Annotated in this window: 21 protein-coding genes and 1 pseudogene; all 22 read right to left on the bottom strand. The window is 28.8% G+C overall.

What is annotated here, in order from left to right:
- Window positions 1–3 precede the first annotated feature (3 nt).
- The 22 genes and pseudogenes from BN8917_RS06725 to fliS all read right to left on the bottom strand — a co-directional run bounded on the left by BN8917_RS06725 (window position 4) and on the right by fliS (window position 19591).
- A complete protein-coding gene (locus BN8917_RS06725; RefSeq protein ID WP_066872306.1) occupies window positions 4–726 on the bottom strand; it encodes an OmpA/MotB family protein in 723 nt (240 codons plus the stop codon).
- Window positions 726–1535 (bottom strand): motility protein A, encoded by an 810-nt coding sequence (locus BN8917_RS06720; protein WP_066872304.1) that lies wholly within the window; start codon window positions 1533–1535, stop codon window positions 726–728. Before BN8917_RS06720 ends, BN8917_RS06725 begins: the two co-directional genes overlap by 1 nt.
- 28 nt (window positions 1536–1563) lie before the next feature.
- The gene (locus tag BN8917_RS06715; protein WP_066872301.1) at window positions 1564–1749 is read right to left on the bottom strand and encodes a flagellar FlbD family protein; all 186 of its coding nucleotides are present in this window, start codon (window positions 1747–1749) and stop codon (window positions 1564–1566) included.
- Window positions 1750–1804: 55 nt separating this feature from the next.
- Complete coding sequence (locus BN8917_RS14825; protein ID WP_407641399.1) at window positions 1805–3553, bottom strand: flagellar hook-basal body complex protein; 1749 nt, start codon at window positions 3551–3553, stop codon at window positions 1805–1807.
- A 180-nt stretch (window positions 3554–3733) separates the two neighbouring features.
- Window positions 3734–4417 (bottom strand): annotated as a pseudogene (locus BN8917_RS14630) (flagellar hook-basal body complex protein); the annotation flags it as partial.
- A gap of 86 nt (window positions 4418–4503) precedes the next feature.
- The gene (locus BN8917_RS06705) at window positions 4504–4899 is read right to left on the bottom strand and encodes a TIGR02530 family flagellar biosynthesis protein (RefSeq protein WP_066872295.1); all 396 of its coding nucleotides are present in this window, start codon (window positions 4897–4899) and stop codon (window positions 4504–4506) included.
- A 10-nt stretch (window positions 4900–4909) separates the two neighbouring features.
- On the bottom strand, window positions 4910–5611 hold the full coding sequence (locus tag BN8917_RS06700) for a flagellar hook assembly protein FlgD (RefSeq protein ID WP_096030713.1): 702 nt from the start codon (window positions 5609–5611) through the stop codon (window positions 4910–4912).
- 11 nt (window positions 5612–5622) lie between these two features.
- Window positions 5623–6960, bottom strand: coding sequence for a flagellar hook-length control protein FliK (locus BN8917_RS06695; protein ID WP_066872292.1), 1338 nt, complete (start codon window positions 6958–6960; stop codon window positions 5623–5625).
- 5 nt (window positions 6961–6965) lie between these two features.
- Window positions 6966–7406 (bottom strand): flagellar export protein FliJ, encoded by a 441-nt coding sequence (gene fliJ / locus BN8917_RS06690; RefSeq protein WP_066872289.1) that lies wholly within the window; start codon window positions 7404–7406, stop codon window positions 6966–6968.
- A gap of 5 nt (window positions 7407–7411) precedes the next feature.
- The gene (gene fliI, locus BN8917_RS06685; protein ID WP_066872285.1) at window positions 7412–8722 is read right to left on the bottom strand and encodes a flagellar protein export ATPase FliI; all 1311 of its coding nucleotides are present in this window, start codon (window positions 8720–8722) and stop codon (window positions 7412–7414) included.
- A gap of 12 nt (window positions 8723–8734) precedes the next feature.
- Window positions 8735–9487: a FliH/SctL family protein gene (locus tag BN8917_RS06680; RefSeq protein ID WP_066872281.1), complete on the bottom strand. Its 753-nt coding sequence runs from the start codon at window positions 9485–9487 to the stop codon at window positions 8735–8737.
- Window positions 9471–10487, bottom strand: a complete 1017-nt coding sequence (gene fliG / locus BN8917_RS06675; protein WP_066872278.1) for a flagellar motor switch protein FliG — start codon at window positions 10485–10487, stop codon at window positions 9471–9473. Before fliG ends, BN8917_RS06680 begins: the two co-directional genes overlap by 17 nt.
- A 5-nt stretch (window positions 10488–10492) precedes the next feature.
- Window positions 10493–12052: a flagellar basal-body MS-ring/collar protein FliF gene (gene fliF, locus BN8917_RS06670; RefSeq protein ID WP_066872275.1), complete on the bottom strand. Its 1560-nt coding sequence runs from the start codon at window positions 12050–12052 to the stop codon at window positions 10493–10495.
- 21 nt (window positions 12053–12073) lie between these two features.
- Entirely contained in the window at window positions 12074–12403 is a 330-nt protein-coding gene (gene fliE / locus BN8917_RS06665; RefSeq protein WP_066872272.1) for a flagellar hook-basal body complex protein FliE, read from the bottom strand.
- Window positions 12404–12410: 7 nt separating this feature from the next.
- Window positions 12411–12824 carry a flagellar basal body rod protein FlgC gene (flgC, locus tag BN8917_RS06660; RefSeq protein ID WP_066872269.1) on the bottom strand — a complete coding sequence of 138 codons (414 nt, stop codon included), beginning with the start codon at window positions 12822–12824 and terminating at the stop codon, window positions 12411–12413.
- A 1-nt stretch (window position 12825) separates the two neighbouring features.
- Window positions 12826–13218 (bottom strand): flagellar basal body rod protein FlgB, encoded by a 393-nt coding sequence (gene flgB, locus BN8917_RS06655; RefSeq protein WP_066872266.1) that lies wholly within the window; start codon window positions 13216–13218, stop codon window positions 12826–12828.
- A gap of 354 nt (window positions 13219–13572) precedes the next feature.
- Window positions 13573–14430 carry a flagellin gene (locus BN8917_RS06650; RefSeq protein WP_066872263.1) on the bottom strand — a complete coding sequence of 286 codons (858 nt, stop codon included), beginning with the start codon at window positions 14428–14430 and terminating at the stop codon, window positions 13573–13575.
- A 31-nt stretch (window positions 14431–14461) separates the two neighbouring features.
- On the bottom strand, window positions 14462–15520 hold the full coding sequence (pseI, locus tag BN8917_RS06645) for a pseudaminic acid synthase (protein WP_066872260.1): 1059 nt from the start codon (window positions 15518–15520) through the stop codon (window positions 14462–14464).
- 410 nt (window positions 15521–15930) lie between these two features.
- Complete coding sequence (locus tag BN8917_RS06640; protein ID WP_066872257.1) at window positions 15931–17187, bottom strand: flagellin N-terminal helical domain-containing protein; 1257 nt, start codon at window positions 17185–17187, stop codon at window positions 15931–15933.
- A gap of 138 nt (window positions 17188–17325) precedes the next feature.
- Window positions 17326–17658: a flagellar protein FliT gene (locus BN8917_RS06635; RefSeq protein ID WP_066872255.1), complete on the bottom strand. Its 333-nt coding sequence runs from the start codon at window positions 17656–17658 to the stop codon at window positions 17326–17328.
- A 3-nt stretch (window positions 17659–17661) separates the two neighbouring features.
- Complete coding sequence (gene fliD / locus BN8917_RS06630) at window positions 17662–19182, bottom strand: flagellar filament capping protein FliD (protein WP_066872252.1); 1521 nt, start codon at window positions 19180–19182, stop codon at window positions 17662–17664.
- Window positions 19183–19204: 22 nt separating this feature from the next.
- Window positions 19205–19591 (bottom strand): flagellar export chaperone FliS, encoded by a 387-nt coding sequence (gene fliS / locus BN8917_RS06625; protein WP_066872249.1) that lies wholly within the window; start codon window positions 19589–19591, stop codon window positions 19205–19207.
- Between the last annotated feature and the right edge of the window lie 17 nt (window positions 19592–19608).

Below are 19608 nucleotides of genomic sequence, written 5' to 3'. Positions count from 1 at the left end.
CTCCTACTTAACTTCATTTTTTTCAGTAACAAATAATATTGAAACCCTTCTATTTGCAGACTTTCCTTCTATTGTTGAATTATCAGCTATAGGCTTATACTCACCATAACCAACTGCTGATAATCTATCTGCTTTAATATTCTTATTTTCAATGAAAAATCTAACAACATTGACAGCCCTTTCAACAGAAAGTTCCCAGTTACTTTTTCCTTTTTTATTTAAAGGAACATTATCTGTATGACCTTCTATTCTTATTTCACCAGAAGTATTATTTATAATTTCTGAAACTTTATTTAAAACATCCTTACTCTTATCTATAAGTTCAGCCTTTCCAGAATCAAACAAAAGACTTTCTCCAAGTTGAAGTTCAACACCTTCCTCTGTTTTATTTAACTTAACATTATCTTCAAGTCCTTTTTCTTCAATATATTTTTTTAGTTCTTTATATGTATAATCCTCTTCATTTTTCTCTATAATATCTTCACCTTCTATAGGAACTTGTCCATCATCCATATTAAAATCTAATATAGAATCACTCTTTTGACCTTGAAGAACTTGTTGAAAAGCATTAGATAAATTTTTAAGTTTTTCTGCATCAACTTCAGCCATTGAATATAAAAGAACAAAAAACGTCATAAGTAATGTCATAGTATCAGCATAACTAGCAAGCCATCCTGGTGATCCTCCACCATTATCGCCTTTATTTCTTCTTTTTTTCCTAGCCATTACTTATTATCTCCTTCTGAAGAATTAAGTTTTTTATTTAAATAAACTAATTTATCTTGAGGTCCTAAATATGTACTAAGCTTTTCTTCAACAACTCTTGGGTTAACACCTGATTGTATAGCTAAAATACCTTCAAGCATCATTTCTCTTATTGCAACTTCTTTTTTACTTTTTGCTGTTAGATTATTTGCAAAAGGTAAAAATATTAAATTAGCTAAAACTGAACCATAAAAAGTAGTAATAAGTGAAATAGACATTCCTGATGCTATAGATTCTGCATCACCTCCAAGGTTTGCAAGCATTTTTATAAGCCCAAGTAATGTACCAACCATACCAAAAGCTGGTGCATACTCCGCCCAAGCTTTTAAAAGATTTATCCCTCTATTATGTCTTGCTTCCATCTGCTCTATTTCTAGCTGCAATATTTCTTCAATAATTTCACCATCTACTCCATCAACCACCATTTGAAGTCCCTTTTTCATGTAACTATCTGAAATTTCATTTATTTCTTCTTCTAATGAAAGCAACCCTTCTTTTCTTGCTTTTGTAGATATAACAGCAAAACTATCTATAAGTTCTATTTCAGAAACTGCTACTTCTTTCATACTCTGAATTATTAACTTTCCGATATTTTTTATATCAGAAATTGAATAAGTAATTAATAAAGCACAGAATGATCCACCAAGTGTTATTGCAAGAGATTGAGTATCCCAAAATATAGAAAGACCTGCTTCACCTAGCATTCCCCAAATAATCATTCCAAAACCACTTACTATACCAAGCAAGGTAAGTACATCTGATTTTTTCATTTATGCATCCCCCTGACATTTAAATTCATTATTCTAAATGAATTCTTTTTTTAAATTCGATTATAGAAGAAATGACCTTATCTATTGACTCATTAACTATATACTTCTTTCCATTACTAAGAGTTAGTACAGTTTCTGGTACAGATTCTATTTTTTCAATATGATTCTCATTTAAATAAAATTCCTTATTATTAAGTCCTACTAGTTTTATCATATCTCCTCCATAAATCAAGCTTGAAGGGCAAAGCCCTTCATAGCTTTAATAAAATTTATCTCTTAAGATTTATAATATCTTGAAGTATTTCATCACCTGTATTTATTATTTTTCCACTTGCTTGGAAAGCTCTAGTTGTAGTTATCATATCTGTAAATTGTTCTGATAAATCAACATTGGACATTTCAACCATACCTTGTACTAATGAAGCAAATCCCTTTGAATTATCTTCTCCTGTTGTTCCTACACCACTTCTAATAGTTGCATTTCCAGAGTTTGCTGAAACTGAATAAAGATTTGAGCCCACTTTAGTTAAACCTTCTGGATTCTTAAAGTTTGCAATTGCTAATTGTCCTACAGCTGCAACTGATCCATCTTCTAAAATACAATTAATAATACCTTGACCATCTATATTAAAAGATTTAACCTTAAGTTCTTTATCAGTACCTGGAATCTTAACTGTCTCTGGTATTCTAAGAGTTTTTAATCCTTCATCATAAGCTTTAACTTCTTGAGTTCCATCAACAAAAGTAATAACTCCATCTTCACCAATACTTTGTACTGGAGTTCCATACATAGTTTCCAATGATTCTGTATTTCCTAAAACTGTTGGTTTTCCTGAAATAGATACCTGTTGATCTATTCCTGATTCTTTAAGAGCTTTATTTATAACATTTTGAACCTCTCTATTTGATGTTGCACCATCTCTTACAAAATTACCATTTATAACTATAAGTTTATCTTTTTCACTTACCTTAGCTGAAGTTTTTGCAGTAGCTGAAATATCTCCCATTACTATTTTGTATCCATTTAAAGAAGCACCTTGTTCAAATTCAAAAGTCATTCCAAATAATTCTTGCTGAACTGGAGCTTTAAATTCTGCTCCCCCATCAATTATTTCTGATTCTGAATCTATATCTATTTTCGCTCTTCCTTCTACTGTAACCCCTGGATTTATTCCCATTTGATCATTGATAAGCTTTTCTAGACTAGTAGCAGAAAGTACTCCATTTTCTAAGAAGTTACCTGATATCTTAACTTCTTTAATTTTTCCTTTATTATCTTTTACTACCTCTACATTTGGTTTATCTGCTTCTATATCAACAACTCTAAACTTAATATCATTAAATTCTTCACCTTTAGGGAACTTTAATTTAAAGCCTCCTATTTCTATTGCCTCAGGAGCTTTTTTCTCTTTTCCTCCTGATATAGTTGCACTAAATCCATCAGTAACATTTGTCATATCTATGCTTAAAGAAATATCATTAAATTTATCATTTATTGCAGCCTCTATTTCTTTAGCTGTAGCAGTTGTTTCATCCCTATATAAAATTTTTATAGTTTTTTCATTTTTATCTACAGTTATATCTGTCTCTTTTGATTTAGTAAATGAAATTTTATATCCATTAAGTGCATTTAATTTTTCTTGCTCTCCAGATGCAGTAAAATCTATAATTACTTTTGTATCATCATCTGGATCTTTTATTGATAATGGAGGATTTCCATTACTCCCTTCTCCTGATGTTGCTTCAAGACCTGATATTTGACTTGGTATACCTATTCCTGTAACAGTTTGATCTATTCCAGCTACTGATAAAGCTGATGTAATAATATCAGCAAGTTCTTCAGCTGTTGTAGCTCCTTTTTCCATAAAGTTTGCATTTAAAGTAATAATCTTTTCATCAGTATTAACCTCTGCTGATGGAAAAACTTTACCTGGAATTTTTGAATCTTGTATATCACCAATTTTAATACTGTATCCATTTAAATTACTTCCCTCAGAAAATTTAAATGTTACTCCCATAAGTGAAACTGAATTAGGAGATGTTGCATCTGAACCACCTTCAACTCTTTCACTTCCTAAATCAGGTAGTTTTGCTGGTTTACCCGTAGCATATACCCTTTGAGAAATTCCTGAAGAAGAAAGTGATTTATTTATTGCGGTTTCTACTGCTTCTGCTGTAAGTGTTGAAGTAGTAGAAAAATCTCCACTTATTTTTATTATTTTACTTCCCTTATCTATCTCAGCATCTGTTACTGTTCCTGGCCCTATTGCTCCTAATACAATCTTATATCCATTTAATTGTGAACCTGGTCCAAACCTAAAATCTAATCCTGCTGTTGAAACATCTACTGGATTTTGTCCTGTTGGTGACATTCCATTATCATCATTAGTTAATGGATAGCCCATTACTCTATATCCATCAGATGTAAGAAGATTTCCTGATTGATCTAAAATAAATGTTCCTGCTCTTGTATACATCATTTCACTAGATCCAGAATTAGTTATAGTATGAGCTCCAGATTTATGACTTAAAGATATATCATTATTTCCAAAGGACTCCGGCCCCTTACTTACCATAAAGAAACCAGCTCCATCTAAAGCTATATCAAGACTTCTTCCTGTTGGTTGTAACATCCCTTGAGTCATAACTGTATCAATACTTGCAAGTTGTACTCCTAGTCCAACTTGTTTTGCATTAACTCCACCTTTATTAGCTGTAGGAGCTGTTGCATCTGATACATTTTGAGAAAGCATCTCTTGAAACTTAACTGTTGATGATTTAAATCCAGTTGTTCCAAGATTTGCTATATTATTTCCGATAACATCTAATTTGGTCTGATTTACTTTCATACCTGATATTCCTGAATACATTGACCTTAACATTCTCTATTCCCCCTAATCTTTCATACCATCAATAATTCTATTTCTGTCGTTCAATAGAATTTAAAGCTTCCATTCCTGGTCCAGCTTTATATAATTACTACACTATCAATATTAGTAAAAACATTTTCTTTCACTCTTTCTTTTTCTACAACGGTTATAATTGTATTATTTTCAACACTAGCAAGTATTGCCATCTCCTTATATACCATAACTGTATTTTTTGAGCCTTTCTCTCTAGCCCTTCTAATCCCATCTCTTAAATTATTGAAATCTTCTTGCTTAAAATTTATAGAGCTTAATCTTTCTACTGCATGTTTTGATAGCTTGTATTCTTTTTTACTCTCAATTTCCTTATCTAAAAAATCCTTAAAAGTATACCCTTCTTTTATAGGAGTTTTATTTTTCTGTAAATTAACTTTCGAGCTAGATTCCCCTATATTCCCAATAGAATAAACTTGTCCATTTATAATTCTATAGCTCATTTACTTCACCCTATTTTTCTTCTGATTTATTAATCTCTTTTAATTCCCCAATCTCAATAACCTTGTCAATAGTTACAGAAATAACTTCATCACTATCTTTTATTTTTACATTAACTTTTATAATTCCATCTTCCTTAAAAGCACCTGTAACTGTTCCAATATAATTTTCATCACTACTATTTTTTTCGCTTAGTTTCACATCTTTTCCTATAAATGAACTAGCAAGTAAAAATGATGTATTACCATTTACATTATTTAAAGCTGGTAATGAATAATCTGGAACTCCTAAAACTGATATTATTGATTCAATAGGAAACTCCTTATAAACATTTTTTCCACTTTCTACAACTTCTACTGAAATACTTGTTTTTCCACCTTCAATATTTACAGCTTTCACTATTCCTGTATAAGGATTACCTTCTGAATCTGCCACATCAACTGAAACACCTTTTCCAACTAAATTTTGATTTGAATAATCAGTCATAGTTTTATTTAAGTTTTGCATCTGTTCCATTGTAGTAAATTGTGCCATTTGAGTTACATATTGTGTTGAATCTTGGTCTCCTGATAAAGGATCTTGATTTCTAAGCTGAGCTGTTAATATCTTAAGAAAAGCTGTTTTATCCATATCCTCTCCAGGCTTTACAATAGGTGTTCCCCTATCAGTAGTATTTTGACCTATAGTTGTTGTTAGCCTTGAATTAATCTCCATCTTTTATCCCCCTATACCATAATGTTTAAAGATGTTATATCCATTTCTTTTTCTAACTCTTCATTAAGTTCTATAAATTCATTTTTAGTAGCTTGATTTTTATTATTTCTCTCATCAGTAAATTTTTCTTTTTCATTAAAGAAACTTGTATCATCTTTATATAAAGAAATCTCAACTTCTGAAATTTTAATATTCTCATTAGATAGATGCTGCTTTATATCTGAAGAATTTATAAGAGCATATGTCTCTTTTTCACTTATATTAATTACAGCTTTCATTTTTTCCCCTTCTGTAATTAACTTAACAGCAATTTCTCCTAAATTTCCTGGATTAACTTTAACTATAAGCTCTTTTATATTATTTAAACTCATATGATTAATCATATTTTTAATATCAGAATTTATAGTAAACTTATTTACTGAAATTTCATTATTAGTTTCACTAAGCTTAGAGAAGTTTTGAATCCTTTGAAGATTTAAATCAAATCTATTCTGATTTTCTGAAGAAATTAATTTTGATAAGAATTTATCTTCTTTAGATAACTCTTCTTTATTATTTTCTTGTGATAAATTCTTGCTATCTAAGTTAAAATTAGTTTCTATATTCATTTCATCTAAATTTACCATACTTTCAGCTTGAACTATATTTGTCTTATTCGATTCAGTAGTAAAATTTTCTTTTATAATATTAAATTTCTCTCTCAATACTTCTAAATCCACTGATATATCTTTATCCTCATTTAATAATTTAGATAAAACTTCTTTTATTGCTAATTTCTCAGATAAATTATCATCCATAGATTCAAACTCATTAAATTCCTTAATCTCTTTAATAAAATTACTAAAGAAATTATTTAACTTACTATCTTTCAAATCTACTAAATTATTATTTTTAATATTGATAGAAGTTAAAATATCTCCTAAAAAATTCTTAAATTCCCCTATATCAAATTTATCTGATAAAATATAACTTTTTATATCTTTTATTAGATTTATATCATACTCTAAATTAGAGAAATCAATATTAACTGTATTTATATCCTGATTATTATTACTAATAAATAAACTCAATAATAAAATTGAACTTTCTAAATTCTCTTCATAGTTATCTTCTATTAACTCTTCTTTTGATTCTTTATTAATTTTATTATGTTCTATTTTTTCTGCTTTTTCATAATCATCTTGATTACAAACTAGCTCTTTAGAATTTCTAAGTTCTTTTAAATCTTGATTAGACTTAGCTTCAAGAACACTAGCAAAGTTCTCACCCTCTTTATTAGAAGTCTTCTTTTCTGGATTGTTTTTTTCTAAAAACTTAGTAATATCTATATTCTTTAATCCTATTTCCACTTAACTCACCCCCTTTCAAGCTTTCTAAAATGCCCGAAAAGAGCTATTTCATCATTTTCTATTTTTTCAACTCTCTCTTGTTCTTTTATAAATTTCTCATACTGCTTTTCACGCAATCTTTCAACTGTTTTTCTCTCTACCTGCTTATTTTTAAGATTAATTCTCTTTTCTTCTACTTCTCGCTCTTTTAAAATTAAATCTTTTTTAGTTCTTTCAATAGCTTTAGTTAGATTCTGTACATAAATTCTCTTAATTTTTTGATATGCAACTGTTTCATTATTAGAAACATAATTATATTTTGTATAATTACTCTTTAACTCTTCTAAAGAATCTCTTATCTCTTCTTTTTCTGCTTCTACTTTTTTAAAGATTCTTGCACTTTCTTCTTCATTTTTTCTTCTAATATCAAGAATCTTTTCTAACTTAAATTCAAACCCTTTTACCATAAGAACTATCTCCTAATTAATTTCTCTAACATACTAACTGATAAATCAAAATCTGCTTTTTCATCAATACTTTGTTTTAAAAAGTTATTAATATCATTATTTAAATCGACAGCCTTATCTAGTTTTCTATTAGAACCTCTTGCATAAGCCCCTATATTTATTAAATCTTCTGATTCTTTATATGTAGCTAGCATATCTCTTGCAAGTGAAGCGGCTTCTTTATGAGTATTTGTTGCAATACTTGGCATAAGTCTTGATACTGAATTAAGAATATCTATAGCTGGATAATGATTTTTATGAGCAAGTTCTCTTGATAAAACTATATGTCCATCAAGTATTCCTCTAACTGTATCAGCTATTGGTTCATTAAAATCATCTCCATCAACAAGAACTGTATAAAAAGCTGTTATTGATCCTTTATCTGATGTTCCAGCTCTCTCCATAAGTTTTGGAAGCATTGCAAAAACTGAAGGAGTATAACCTTTAGTTGCTGGAGGTTCCCCTATTGCTAGTCCAACCTCTCTTTGTGCCATTGCAAATCTTGTAACAGAATCCATCATAAGAATAACTTTTTTACCTTTATCTCTAAAATATTCTGCTATAGCTGTTGCAGTTAAAGCACCTTTTAATCTTACAAGTGCAGATTTATCAGAAGTTGCACATACAATAACTGATTTTTTCATTCCCTCTGGTCCTAAATCCTTCTCTATAAAATCAAGAACCTCTCTCCCTCTTTCACCTATAAGCGCAATAACATTCACATCTGCCTTTGCTTCTCTTGCTATCATCCCAAGAGTTGTACTTTTTCCAACTCCACTTCCTGCAAATATCCCAATTCTTTGACCTTCTCCACAGGTTAGAAAACCATCAATTGCTCTAAGTCCTGTTGGAAGAATTTCTTTTATTCTTTTTCTTCTCATTGGATCAGGTGGTAAATTTTCTAAAGAATAATATTCTCCATCTACTATGCCTTCTCTATCAAAAGGTTCTCCAATACCATCAAGTATTTTTCCAAGCAACTTATCACTACATTTAACAGATAGAGGTTTACCATGAGCAACAACTTTACATCCTGGAGCTATGCCTATAAGTTCACCAAGTGGCATAAGAAGTACTACATTTTCTTTAAATCCAACAACTTCTGATTTAATTGACTCACCTTTATGATTATATATAGTACAAAGCTCTCCAACTGCTGCCTTTATACCTTCAACTTCAATAGTTAATCCTATAAGTCTTTTAACTTTCCCTTCAAAATGATAAGCAGTTAAATTTTTTATCTTACTATTTAATAAAGAGAAATCAATATCTAACATAAAATCAACTCCTTAATAAAATAGTTCTTTCTTTATACTTTCCATCATTTTATCTATTCCAACTTCTACAAGACCACCATCTAAATTAATAAGTGCATTTCCTTCTCTTATCGAATTATCCTCAATAACAAAAATATCTGAAGTTATAGCCGAATTAGTTTTATAATCTTCAACTTCCTCTTCAATTTTTTGCTTATGAATTTTATTACATCTAATAATAAAAGTTTTACTTTCTCTTGATTCTTCTAATACCTTCGAAATAAAATCATTAATCCCATCTTCTCTAACAATTGTCTTTTCTAAAAGATGCTCTGTAATTCCATAAGCTAAATCTATTATTTCTTTTCTTTTTGATTCAAGATATTCTTCATATTGTTTTCTAACATTAGATAAAAGATTATAAGCCTCATTTCTAATTTCTTCAGCTTCTTTTTTTGCTATATCTATATTTGCTTCATAAGCTTCTTTATATCCATCTTCTTTACCGTTACACAATCCTTCTTTATAAGCTTTTTCATAACTTTCTTGCTCAATAAGCTTAGCTTTTTTATATGCTTCTAAAATTATCTTTTCTTTTTCCTGCTTTGCTTTTTCTAAGATAGTATTACTTATATTTGAAAGACTTTCTCTTGTTCTATCTCTTGCAAAATCTTTATTATCTTGATTAAAATTAGTTATTTCTTTATCTATATAGTCAGTTTTTATTTCCTTACTATCTGTAATATCAACACTAGGACTTTTTATAACACTATACGATAATTGCATCTTCTCCACCTCTTGATAATATTATTTCACTAGCTTCTTCTAGACGTCTTATAACTCCAACAATATTTTGCTGTGCTTTTTCAACATCTACAAGTCTTACTGGTCCTAAGAATTCCATATCTTCCTTTAATGAAGCTGCAGCTCTCTTAGATTGGTTTCTAAATATAGTCTCACAAACTTCAAGTGAAGATCCCTTAAGAGCAAGTGCAAGTTCTTTAATATCAATTTCTCTAAGAATTCTTTGAACATATACATCATCAATAGTAATAATATCTTCAAATACAAACATACTACTTTTAACTCTATCAGCAAGCTCTGCATCTTCAATTTCTAATGATTCAGTAATATTTTTTTCAGTAGTTCTATCAACTTGATTTAATATACCAACAAGTGTTTCAACTCCACCAAGTTCTGTAACCTCTGTCTTAACAACAGATGATAATTTATTTTCTAAAACTTTTTCTATTTCTTTTATAATCTCAGGAGAAGTATGACTCATAGTAGCAATTCTATACGATACCTCTGCCTGAACTTCCTCTGGAAGAGCTGACATAATCTGAGCAGCTTTTTCTGCTTGTAAATAACAAAGTATTAAAGCAATAGTTTGGGGATGCTCTCCTGAAATAACATTTAACACCTGACTTGAATCTGCCTTTCTTGCGATTGAAAAAGGTCTACTTTGTTGACTTATCTCAGCTATGCTACTTATTATTTCACTTGCCCTTTGATTACCAAGAGCCTGTGATAACATAGTTCTTGCATAATCAAGCCCTCCTTCTTTTATATAATCACTCGCTCTATTTAACTCTAAAAATTCTTTAAGTATTTCTTCTCTTTGATGTGAGCTAACTGAATTTATATTTGCTATTTCATAAGTTACCTTATGAATTACCTCATCTGGCAAGGCTTTTATTATTCCTGCTGAAGCCTCAGGTCCAAGTGTTATAAAAAGAATTGCAGCCTTTTGCACTCCTGTTAATTTATTTCTGTCTCTAGCCACATTTATCACCTCTCATTTTCATTAAGCCATGATTTTATAACATCTGCTACTTGGTTTGGTTTTTCAATTGCATACTTTTTAACCTCATCTTCAACATGATTTTTCTCATCCTTTATATGAAAATCAATTGGATTAAAGCTTTCAATTGAATTATCATCAACCGCTACATTTAAAATATTTTCTTTATCAACAAGCTCTTCTTTTTTATCTTTTCTTTTATTTCTAAATAATAAAATAGAAATTATTATTACTAATATTAAAGCTACTACTACTGAAGCTACTATTATAGTTAAGAACTTCTTTTTCTTAGCTTCCTTATTCATAGCAGTTATTTGTTTTTCAGCTTCTTCTTTTTGAGTACTATCAAAATTCATACTTACAACAGAAATTTGATCTCCTCTAGCCTGCTTATAACCTATTGCTGTTCCAACAAGTTCTTTGATAGCTTCTGTAGTCTTATTATCTAAATTTCCATCAATAACTACTGAAGCTGTAACTCTTTTTACTTCTCCTGGAGCACTTATAGTCTTAGTTTCTGTCTTCCCAATTTCATATTCAGTATTTTGTTCATTTCTAATATTACTTCCGTTATTTTCACCATCAGCTATATTATTACTCATATTATCATCAACAGGAGCTGTACTTACAGTTCCTCCACTACCACTTGCTTCTTTTATAGTAGTTTGATTTTTTATAACTTTATTTGGATCAACTATAATTTCAGTTTTTTGTTTTGAATCAAAATCTAAATCAACATTTATTTGTGTTTTAATTTTATTAGTTCCTAACACTGGATTTAAAAGCTCATAAACACTTTTTTGTAAAGCCTTTTCATAATCTTGCTCAAGTTTTCTTTGATTAGAAACAGCTTCTCCTGAAGAAACTATATTTTCTCCTTCATCTGTAAATAATCCATCTGATAAAAGCTTCATATTCTGATCTATTACTTCAACATTTTCTCTTGGAATATTAGATACTGATGAAGATATAAGTGATACTATTGATTTTACTTGTGAAACTTCTAAATTCTCACCAGTTTTCAGCTCTATATAAGCTGCAGCACTACCTTCTTCTTGCTCTTTCATAAATACAGTTTCTTCTGGAATAGTTATATGTACTCTAGCATTATTTACCTGAGGGAAACTTTTTATAGTTTTTTCTAATTCTCCCTGTGTCATTCTAAGCTTTTTAATATGAAATTCTTCTGAAGTTATTCCAAATGAACTTGCTTCATCCATTAATTCATATCCAACACTACCTCCATTTAAACTAGGAGCAATTTCTAATCTTAATTTATCTACTTGTTCTTTAGGTACAAGTATAGTATTACCCTCTATTTTCATATCAACTTTTAACTCTTCAAGTTTTTCTGTAACAAGTTTGGCATCCTTAGATTCAAGATCTGTAAATAAAACCTGATATTTATTGCTAAATGAAAAGAATATAAATAAAACAATTCCAATAACTACTGCAATAAGAGATATGATGACACAAATTCTAGCAAGCTTCCCCATAGCTTTAAATTTTTTTATAGTTTTCTTAAGGAATTCCTTAATCTTATTCATCTGCTTCTCCCCTAACTAAATCTAAATCTGAGTTCTACTTATTTCTTGGTATGCTTCAACTAACTTATTTCTCACTTGCATAGCAAGTTGTAGAGATAATTTTGCTTCTTCACCTGCAAGCATAACCTCATGTATACTTACCTCTTCATCTCCTCTAATCATTTTTTGAGTTAATATATCTGACTCTATTTGTTTATTATTAACCTTATCTAAACTATCTTTTAAAATATTAGAGAAACTATTATTACTCTTATCTAAAGACTCTTCTTTATCTACCTTATTTAAAAATAAATTACTATTTATATCCGAAACTTTATTATATGTATTAATTAAACTTGTGTTTATGTTCATTTAAATATTACCTCCCAATCTCTAAAGCCTTCATAAACATAGATTTTGAAGCATTTAATGTATCAACATTAGCTTCGTAACTTCTTGATGCAGCTATCATATCTGCCATTTCATTAAGAATATTAACATTTGGCATAGTAACATATCCTGTCTCTGGATCTGCATCTGGATGACCAGGATCATATTTTTGTCTTAAAGGAGAATCATCATTTACTATTCCTATTGACTTTATCCCATTCATTCCTAAAGCTGAATCTAAATTTTCTTGAAATACTGCTATTTTTCTAACATAAGGCTTTCCATCCTCACCTCTAGTTACAGAACTATTTGCAATATTAGATGCTACTACATCCATTCTAAGTCTTTCTGCTGAAAGTCCACTTGCACTAATTCTCATAGCTGAAAAAATACCATTACTCATATTACTTACCTCCAGTTATAATATAGCTTTTCATAGATAACTTAGAATTAACCTTAGATATAAGCGCATTATAAAGAAGCGTATTTGCTGCTTGATTTGTTTTCTCTATTTCAATATCAACATTATTACCATTAATATTCATTGATGTTTTCTCATCTTTTTCAAGCTTTATACTACCTATAGAACTATTATTTAATTTAACTCTTCCTGTTTTTTTGATATCTTCACTCACATCTCTAAGACTATCTTCAAAACTTACTACATATTTTTTATAATTTTTTGTATTTACATTAGCCATATTATTAGCTATTGCCTTTCCCCTTAATGAAGCTGTATCTAATCCTCTTTTAATAAGCTCATAAGTATAATTACCTGAATCCATATAAACTGACATAAAACCTCACCCTAAAAATTGTTTTTAATTAAAAACTTTACTTATTTTATTTTTAAATACATTTTTACCTTTATAATACATATTATAACTATAAATGGTACAAATTTCTATATAAACCTTCTATATTATTTTATAAATATTCCATATTCATCAAATTTCACTAAAATTAATTAGTAAATACTTTACATCTTTTTAACATTTCTAATTTATTTACATATTATTTTTAATCAATTTAAATTCATTTGCTAAAAAACCTTTCATAAACATTATTTTTTGTTATTAATCACAAAAAATAAAAATATCCTGTCAATATTTATTTACAAATAGACAGGATATCTCTCAATATTTTTTATCTTATTTAATTTTTTCTAAAACTCTTAAGGCATCATTAGGTAAATTATTAGTTTGAGCAAGCATAGCATTTCCTGCTTCCATCAAAACATTAGTCCTAGTAAACTCCATCATCTCTTTTGCTATATCAGCACTCTCAATATTAGATTTTGATCTCTCTAACATAACTTTACTTGATTCATGATTAGAGCTTAAAGATTCAAATGTATTTGCTAAAGCTCCAAACTTACTTCTTGCAGCACTTACACTACTTATAGAAGAATCTATAGCTGAAAGAGCTTTTGTTATATCTCCTTCTTCTATATTTATATCTTTAATAGAATTTCCTTCTTTATCTTTTAATGTATCAGAAGACAGATTATATCTAGGAATATTTATTTTATCCCCTACATTACTACCTGAAGTCATTGCAATAGTAATAGGATTCTCATTATTTTTAACTTCCTCATATCCAAGAAGTTTAACACCATTAAATTCTGTATTATTTGCTATATCATCAATACCAGCTTTAATATTTTCTATTTCTTTCTGAATTAAAACCCTATCTTCATTATTTAAAGAACTATTTCCAGCACTTATTACAAGCTCTCTCATTTTTATAAGAGAAGATGAAATACTATCAATTCCACCATCTGCTGTTTGCATCATTGAAACACCATCCTGAAGATTTTTACTTGCAACACTCAGTGCTCTTATCTGCATTTTTAAACCTTCACTTTGACTAAGTTTATTAGGATTATCTTTAGCTGACATAAGCTTAGTTCCCGATGAAATCCTAGCTAAAGTTGAACTATTTTCTCTAACAGTATTTTGATAATTCCTAAAAACATTTAAAGACATTATATTAGTATGTAATCTCAAACTAAGTCCCCCTATTTTTATACTAATCTCTTTACTTCTTTTCTATAAAACTCCAATCCATAGGAGTTCCCTTTTCTATATCTTTTATAGATTTTTTGCCTAATATATCTTCTATATATTTTGTTTCTAAACCATAACCTGGTCTTATACTTCTTACATTATTATTTGTAAATATTTCGCCCTTTTTTACATCTTTAACTACAAATAAACTTCTTGAATGATTTTTTGATTTCTTTTGTCTTGGAGTTAAATCATAGCTTACTCTACCTAAAGCTTTTTCCACTCTTCTTATTGAAGTAACCATTTCCTTAAACTCATGAGGTTCCATAGAAAATCTACTATCCTTACCACCATCATCTCTTTTTAAAGTTAAATGCTTTTCTATAATTTTAGCGCCCATTGCAGTAGCTGCTATTGCAATATCATTTCCTGAAGTATGATCTGATAAACCTATTGTAGTTCCAAAATTTATCCCCATATTTTTCATAGTATTTAAATTTATATCCTCTACTGGAGCTGGAGATGCAGAAGTACATTTTAATAGAGCAATATCTTTATTCCCCTCACTATAACAAGCTTGCAACGCTTCTTGTATATCTTTAAGTCTTGCTATGCCAGTTGCTATCATAATTGGCTTCCCCTTAGAAGCTACATATTTTATAAATGGAATATCTGTCATTTCAAATGATGATATATTATAGGCCTGTACTCCTATCTCTTCTAGAAAATCAACAGAACTACAATCAAAAGGAGTTGAAAAAAATACTAAGCCTTCTTTTTCTGCTATTTCTTTAAGCTTTATATGCCATTCCCAAGGTGTATAAGATTTTTGATATAGATTATGTAAAGTCTCCTCTTTAAAGATATCTTTTTGTTTAATTTGAAAATATTCATTATCACAATCTAAGGTTATTGTATCTGGAGTATATGTCTGAATCTTGATTGCATCTGCCCCAGCCCATTTAGCTTTCTTTATTATTTCAACTGCTCTATCAAAATCTTGTAGATGATTAGATGACATCTCAGCTATAACAAAACACTTCTCATGTTCACCAATTTTTATACCATCTATTTCAAAATACTTACTCATATATTCACCTACTTTCATATATTTATTTTTTATCCATTAAATTGTTTCATCTTTTAAAGATTTATAACTATTTTAATCTTTAAATATACAACTCTATATTATGTATATTAAAAATTCTTTTATATATAATATATTTCTAACTATTATATATTTAAAATTTAATTATCCTTAACTTAAGATTATATAAATATTAATCTATCCTTCTAAAACTCTAATTTCTTCTACTCTCATTTTTTCTTAAATAAGTATTTCACTTTAAGAAATTTTTCTATATAAACATATCATCGTATTTTTTAAATCTAAACTTTATACTTAGTACTTATAAAAATAAATATATACTTTTAAAATAAAAAAATTGCCTCTATGAAAATTTAATTTTCATAGAAAGCAATTTTAAAAACTAATTTATATTATCTTAACAATGATAATACTCCTTGTGGTTGTTGGTTAGCTTGAGCTAACATTGATTGAGCTGCTTGAACAAGAACATTATTCTTTGATAAGTTCATCATTTCTTTAGCCATATCAACATCTCTAATTCTTGATTCTGCTGCTTGTAAGTTTTCTGCTGAATTATCATTAGTAGCTATAGTGTGCTCTAATCTGTTTTGCATAGCTCCAAGCTTACCTCTTGCTTCTGAAACAGTTTCTATAGCACTATTTATTGTTTCTATAGCACCACTTGCTTTACTGTGGTTTGATACATCAACACCACCTATAGTAAATTTTGAACCATCAGCTAACTTACCTTTTTCAAAGCCTAAATCAGCTTCTTTTACTACCTTCCCACTATCTTTTAATTCTATACTATTTCCATTAGTAGGATCTACTTTTAATGTACCTATTAATTCTCCATCTTTAAGAACATTTGTACCACTTATTTCATAATTACCACTTGCTAAATCCTTAGCGCTAGCCCCAAGTTCATTTTTAACTGTTGCTATGTTATTTTTAACTGTTAATTCACTTCCAGCCTTTAATGTACTTGTTTCAAAATCAGTAGCTACTCCATTTACAGTAAGGGTACCAGCATTTATTGTTCCTACAGTATTCCCCTTAGAATCTAATAAGTTTGCACCGTTTTCACTTACAGTATAAGTTCCATCTTTTAAGTTGCTATCCGCTTTTAAAGTAACAGTATCATCTATTTTAGTTGTAGTAGTTAATCCCAAGCTTGATGAGTTTAACTTATCTATATCTAAGCCTACATTTTGACCACCATTAGCACCAATTTGTAATTTTCCACTAAATGATCCATCTAATAATTTTTGCTTATTAAATTCTGTATCTGTTGAAATTCTATCTATTTCAGTCATTAATTGATTCATTTCTTCTTGAATCTTTGTTCTATCTTCAGCTGTATTTGTATCATTAGCACCTTGAACTGCTAATTCTCTCATTCTTTGAAGCATATTATGAGTTTCATTTAATGCTCCTTCAGCTGTTTGAATCATTGAGATACCATCCTGAGCATTTCTTGAAGCACCTTCAAGCCCTCTGATTTGACCTCTCATTTTTTCTGAAATAGCTAATCCAGCAGCATCATCTCCAGCTCTGTTTATTCTTTGTCCTGATGATAGCTTTTCAATAGCCTTTCCTTGGTTTGTTGTGTTAATTCCCATTTGTCTATGAGCATTCATAGCATTTAAATTGTGATTAATTATCATAATTTATTCCTCCTTGATTTTAAGCTTTGACATCCTTGTCTTGCTTTTATATATTTATTTAAAGTTTTAAACCTTATACTTATATAATCGTTATAAATTCAAATTATTTAGTTTTAATTTTACTTTTTAACATTTTATTTACATTTTAATATTAACAAAAGATAAGTTTCCTACAGACTTAGAATATTTATTATTCATCTGTCTTCTTTTATTTATCTTTAAAAGCTCATTTTTAGCAATATCTCTATTTTGTTTTATCTTTTTTACTAAAAGTTTATCTTGTTTTAAGACTTCTAGTTTTTCTGCATAGTGCTTAAATTCTTCTTTTGAAAATTCAAGATTTTTTATTTTTTCTAAAATCTTATCTCTTTCTAAAAGATAATCCTCTAGTTTTAAAAAATCTTCAGTTTCTAATTCTTTTAAAGCTTTTTGACCTAAATCATTATACTCTCTTATTAATTCTTCTATCATTTATTACCCCACTGATTGTAGAAATTGTGACATTTGCGCATTAGCCTTATTCATAGCAACTTCTAGTCTTGAAAATTGAAGATAATATTTTTCTTCTTGAGCTTTAAGATTCTTAACTAATTTATCTATTGATTTTTGTTTTTCTTCCATTTTCTTAGTCATTTCATTATTTATAGAAGTTACAGTCCCCTCATATCCTGCTCTCTTTGCAAGATATGAATTTGAACTTACTGCTGTATCATATAAAGTATCTTTTAAATTTTCAAATGTTTCTGTAAGTTTTTTTCTTGTCTCTTCACCATCTTGAGTTAAGGCTTGTACAAGTTTATCTTCATCTAACTCAATTTTACCTTTACCAATTCTATAATCTGAATATGGACTTATCCCCATACTACTAAGTTGAGAACCTGATGTATTACTTGATATAGCTCCAAGTAATTTATTTAAAGCAGTTTGTAGGATATCATCTCCTCTTAAAAGACCAATTTTAGTTTTTTGTTCCCAAAGTTTAATCTCTGTTTCGCTCATCTCTTTTTTCTGATCTTCTGTTAAAGGCATATAACTTTTATCTCTTTTTTCTACAAGCTTTGAATTTATCTTATCTATCATTTTGTTATAATCAGTAACAAAGTTTCTTACATTCTCTACTACTGAATCAGTATTATTACTTCCTCTAAGAGAAGTAGTTTTAAATTCTCCATTTTCATCTTTTTCTGAAACTGAGTTTATAGTATATTGAATATTATCTATAGTAAATTGATTACTTTCTTTTTTAACAGTCTCTTTATTTCCATTAGCATCAACTAAATGAACTATAGCATCTGTTGCCTTTTCTTTAGCCTTTTCTAAATTAATTTCATTACCTTGACTACTTATTCCAAGCTCTATATCATTTGCTTCACCAGTTTTAGTACCACTGATTCTTATGTTATTTCCAAGCTCTGAATACTCAACTTTAACTTCTATTTTTTCTTTGTTATCACTATTTTTATTATAAGACTCAATAGAAGAATTAATTGCTTTAGTTAATTCTCTAATATTTATATCTCCGTTTGAATCAATCATTTCATCAGTAATAACTACATTTACACTTTTACCTTTTCCAAGTTCTAAATCAAAAGATTTTACTCCATTAGCATCTACTGTTATAGACTTTAAATCATTTTGACCTAATGTCATTGAACTAGCTTTAGCAAGCTGTTCTACTTGCACATCATATTTACCAGTCTTAGCTCCAGCAAGTCCTTTAGCAGTTACAACTCCTTCATCTGAACTTGTAAATTTAATAGTTTGATAATTACTACTTAAAATCAAATTAGTACTTTTATTAGCATTAGAACTTATATCAAAATATTTCGTATAGATATCTTTCATATCTTTCATAATATCTCTATACAATTCTTGCTTATATTCTATTAAAACTTTATCTTGTTTAGCTCTATCTACCTTAGTTTGATGAGCATTCATCATTTCTTTTACCATTGAATCAGTATCAAGTCCAGTAGCTATTCCACCAAGTCTCATAAAATCAACCCCTTATTAATTTCTATAAAGCTTGTTTTTTACTTATAGCATAAGCTTCATACCACATATCTCTTATCCCCGAAACTAAATCTATAAGCTCATTTGCTTTTGTTATATCTTTTTTTAAATTTGCCTGTGCAGCTGTTTCATTTATAAATCTATAAAGCTCAAATAAATCGTTTGTCCACTCTCCAGCATTTCTATCTAAAGTTGCCATTAGCTCTGAAAAAATATCTTGAACTCTTACTAAACTTTCATGTGCCATCTTAATATTATTTTCTTCTATTCCAAGCTTTCCCCTTTTAGCAAATTTTACAGCTCCATCTACCAGCATTAAAAGTAATTGCTCTCTTGAAGCACAATTTATACTATTATTTTTATAAATATTATGAGCATTTGCATTATACATAGCTGTTCCCCCAATTT

Origin of the sequence: Clostridium mediterraneense, from assembly GCF_900091705.1 — a bacterium.
In the GTDB taxonomy this organism is placed as follows: domain Bacteria; phylum Bacillota; class Clostridia; order Clostridiales; family Clostridiaceae; genus Sarcina; species Sarcina mediterraneense.
Note: the sequence above shows the minus strand (reverse complement) of the source record. Positions and strands in the feature narration are given on the sequence as shown.

Excerpts from the sequence above, each read along its gene's own strand:
- flgC (WP_066872269.1), bottom strand. The coding sequence starts at position 12,824 with ATGAGTAATGGTATTTTTTCAGCTATGAGAATTAGTGCAAGTGGACTT.
- BN8917_RS06700 (WP_096030713.1), bottom strand. The coding sequence starts at position 5,611 with ATGGAGATTAATTCAAGGCTAACAACAACTATAGGTCAAAATACTACT.
- fliI (WP_066872285.1), bottom strand. The coding sequence starts at position 8,722 with ATGTTAGATATTGATTTCTCTTTATTAAATAGTAAGATAAAAAATTTA.
- BN8917_RS14825 (WP_407641399.1), bottom strand. The coding sequence starts at position 3,553 with ATGGGAGTAACATTTAAATTTTCTGAGGGAAGTAATTTAAATGGATAC.
- pseI (WP_066872260.1), bottom strand. The coding sequence starts at position 15,520 with ATGAGTAAGTATTTTGAAATAGATGGTATAAAAATTGGTGAACATGAG.
- BN8917_RS06640 (WP_066872257.1), bottom strand. The coding sequence starts at position 17,187 with ATGATAATTAATCACAATTTAAATGCTATGAATGCTCATAGACAAATG.
- BN8917_RS06705 (WP_066872295.1), bottom strand. The coding sequence starts at position 4,899 with ATGAGCTATAGAATTATAAATGGACAAGTTTATTCTATTGGGAATATA.
- fliE (WP_066872272.1), bottom strand. The coding sequence starts at position 12,403 with ATGAACATAAACACAAGTTTAATTAATACATATAATAAAGTTTCGGAT.
- BN8917_RS06635 (WP_066872255.1), bottom strand. The coding sequence starts at position 17,658 with ATGATAGAAGAATTAATAAGAGAGTATAATGATTTAGGTCAAAAAGCT.
- BN8917_RS06725 (WP_066872306.1), bottom strand. The coding sequence starts at position 726 with ATGGCTAGGAAAAAAAGAAGAAATAAAGGCGATAATGGTGGAGGATCA.
- fliS (WP_066872249.1), bottom strand. The coding sequence starts at position 19,591 with ATGTATAATGCAAATGCTCATAATATTTATAAAAATAATAGTATAAAT.
- BN8917_RS06720 (WP_066872304.1), bottom strand. The coding sequence starts at position 1,535 with ATGAAAAAATCAGATGTACTTACCTTGCTTGGTATAGTAAGTGGTTTT.
- fliJ (WP_066872289.1), bottom strand. The coding sequence starts at position 7,406 with ATGGTAAAAGGGTTTGAATTTAAGTTAGAAAAGATTCTTGATATTAGA.
- flgB (WP_066872266.1), bottom strand. The coding sequence starts at position 13,218 with ATGTCAGTTTATATGGATTCAGGTAATTATACTTATGAGCTTATTAAA.
- BN8917_RS06715 (WP_066872301.1), bottom strand. The coding sequence starts at position 1,749 with ATGATAAAACTAGTAGGACTTAATAATAAGGAATTTTATTTAAATGAG.
- fliF (WP_066872275.1), bottom strand. The coding sequence starts at position 12,052 with ATGAATAAGATTAAGGAATTCCTTAAGAAAACTATAAAAAAATTTAAA.
- fliD (WP_066872252.1), bottom strand. The coding sequence starts at position 19,182 with ATGAGACTTGGTGGAATAGCTACTGGACTTGATACTGATTCAATGGTA.
- BN8917_RS06680 (WP_066872281.1), bottom strand. The coding sequence starts at position 9,487 with ATGCAATTATCGTATAGTGTTATAAAAAGTCCTAGTGTTGATATTACA.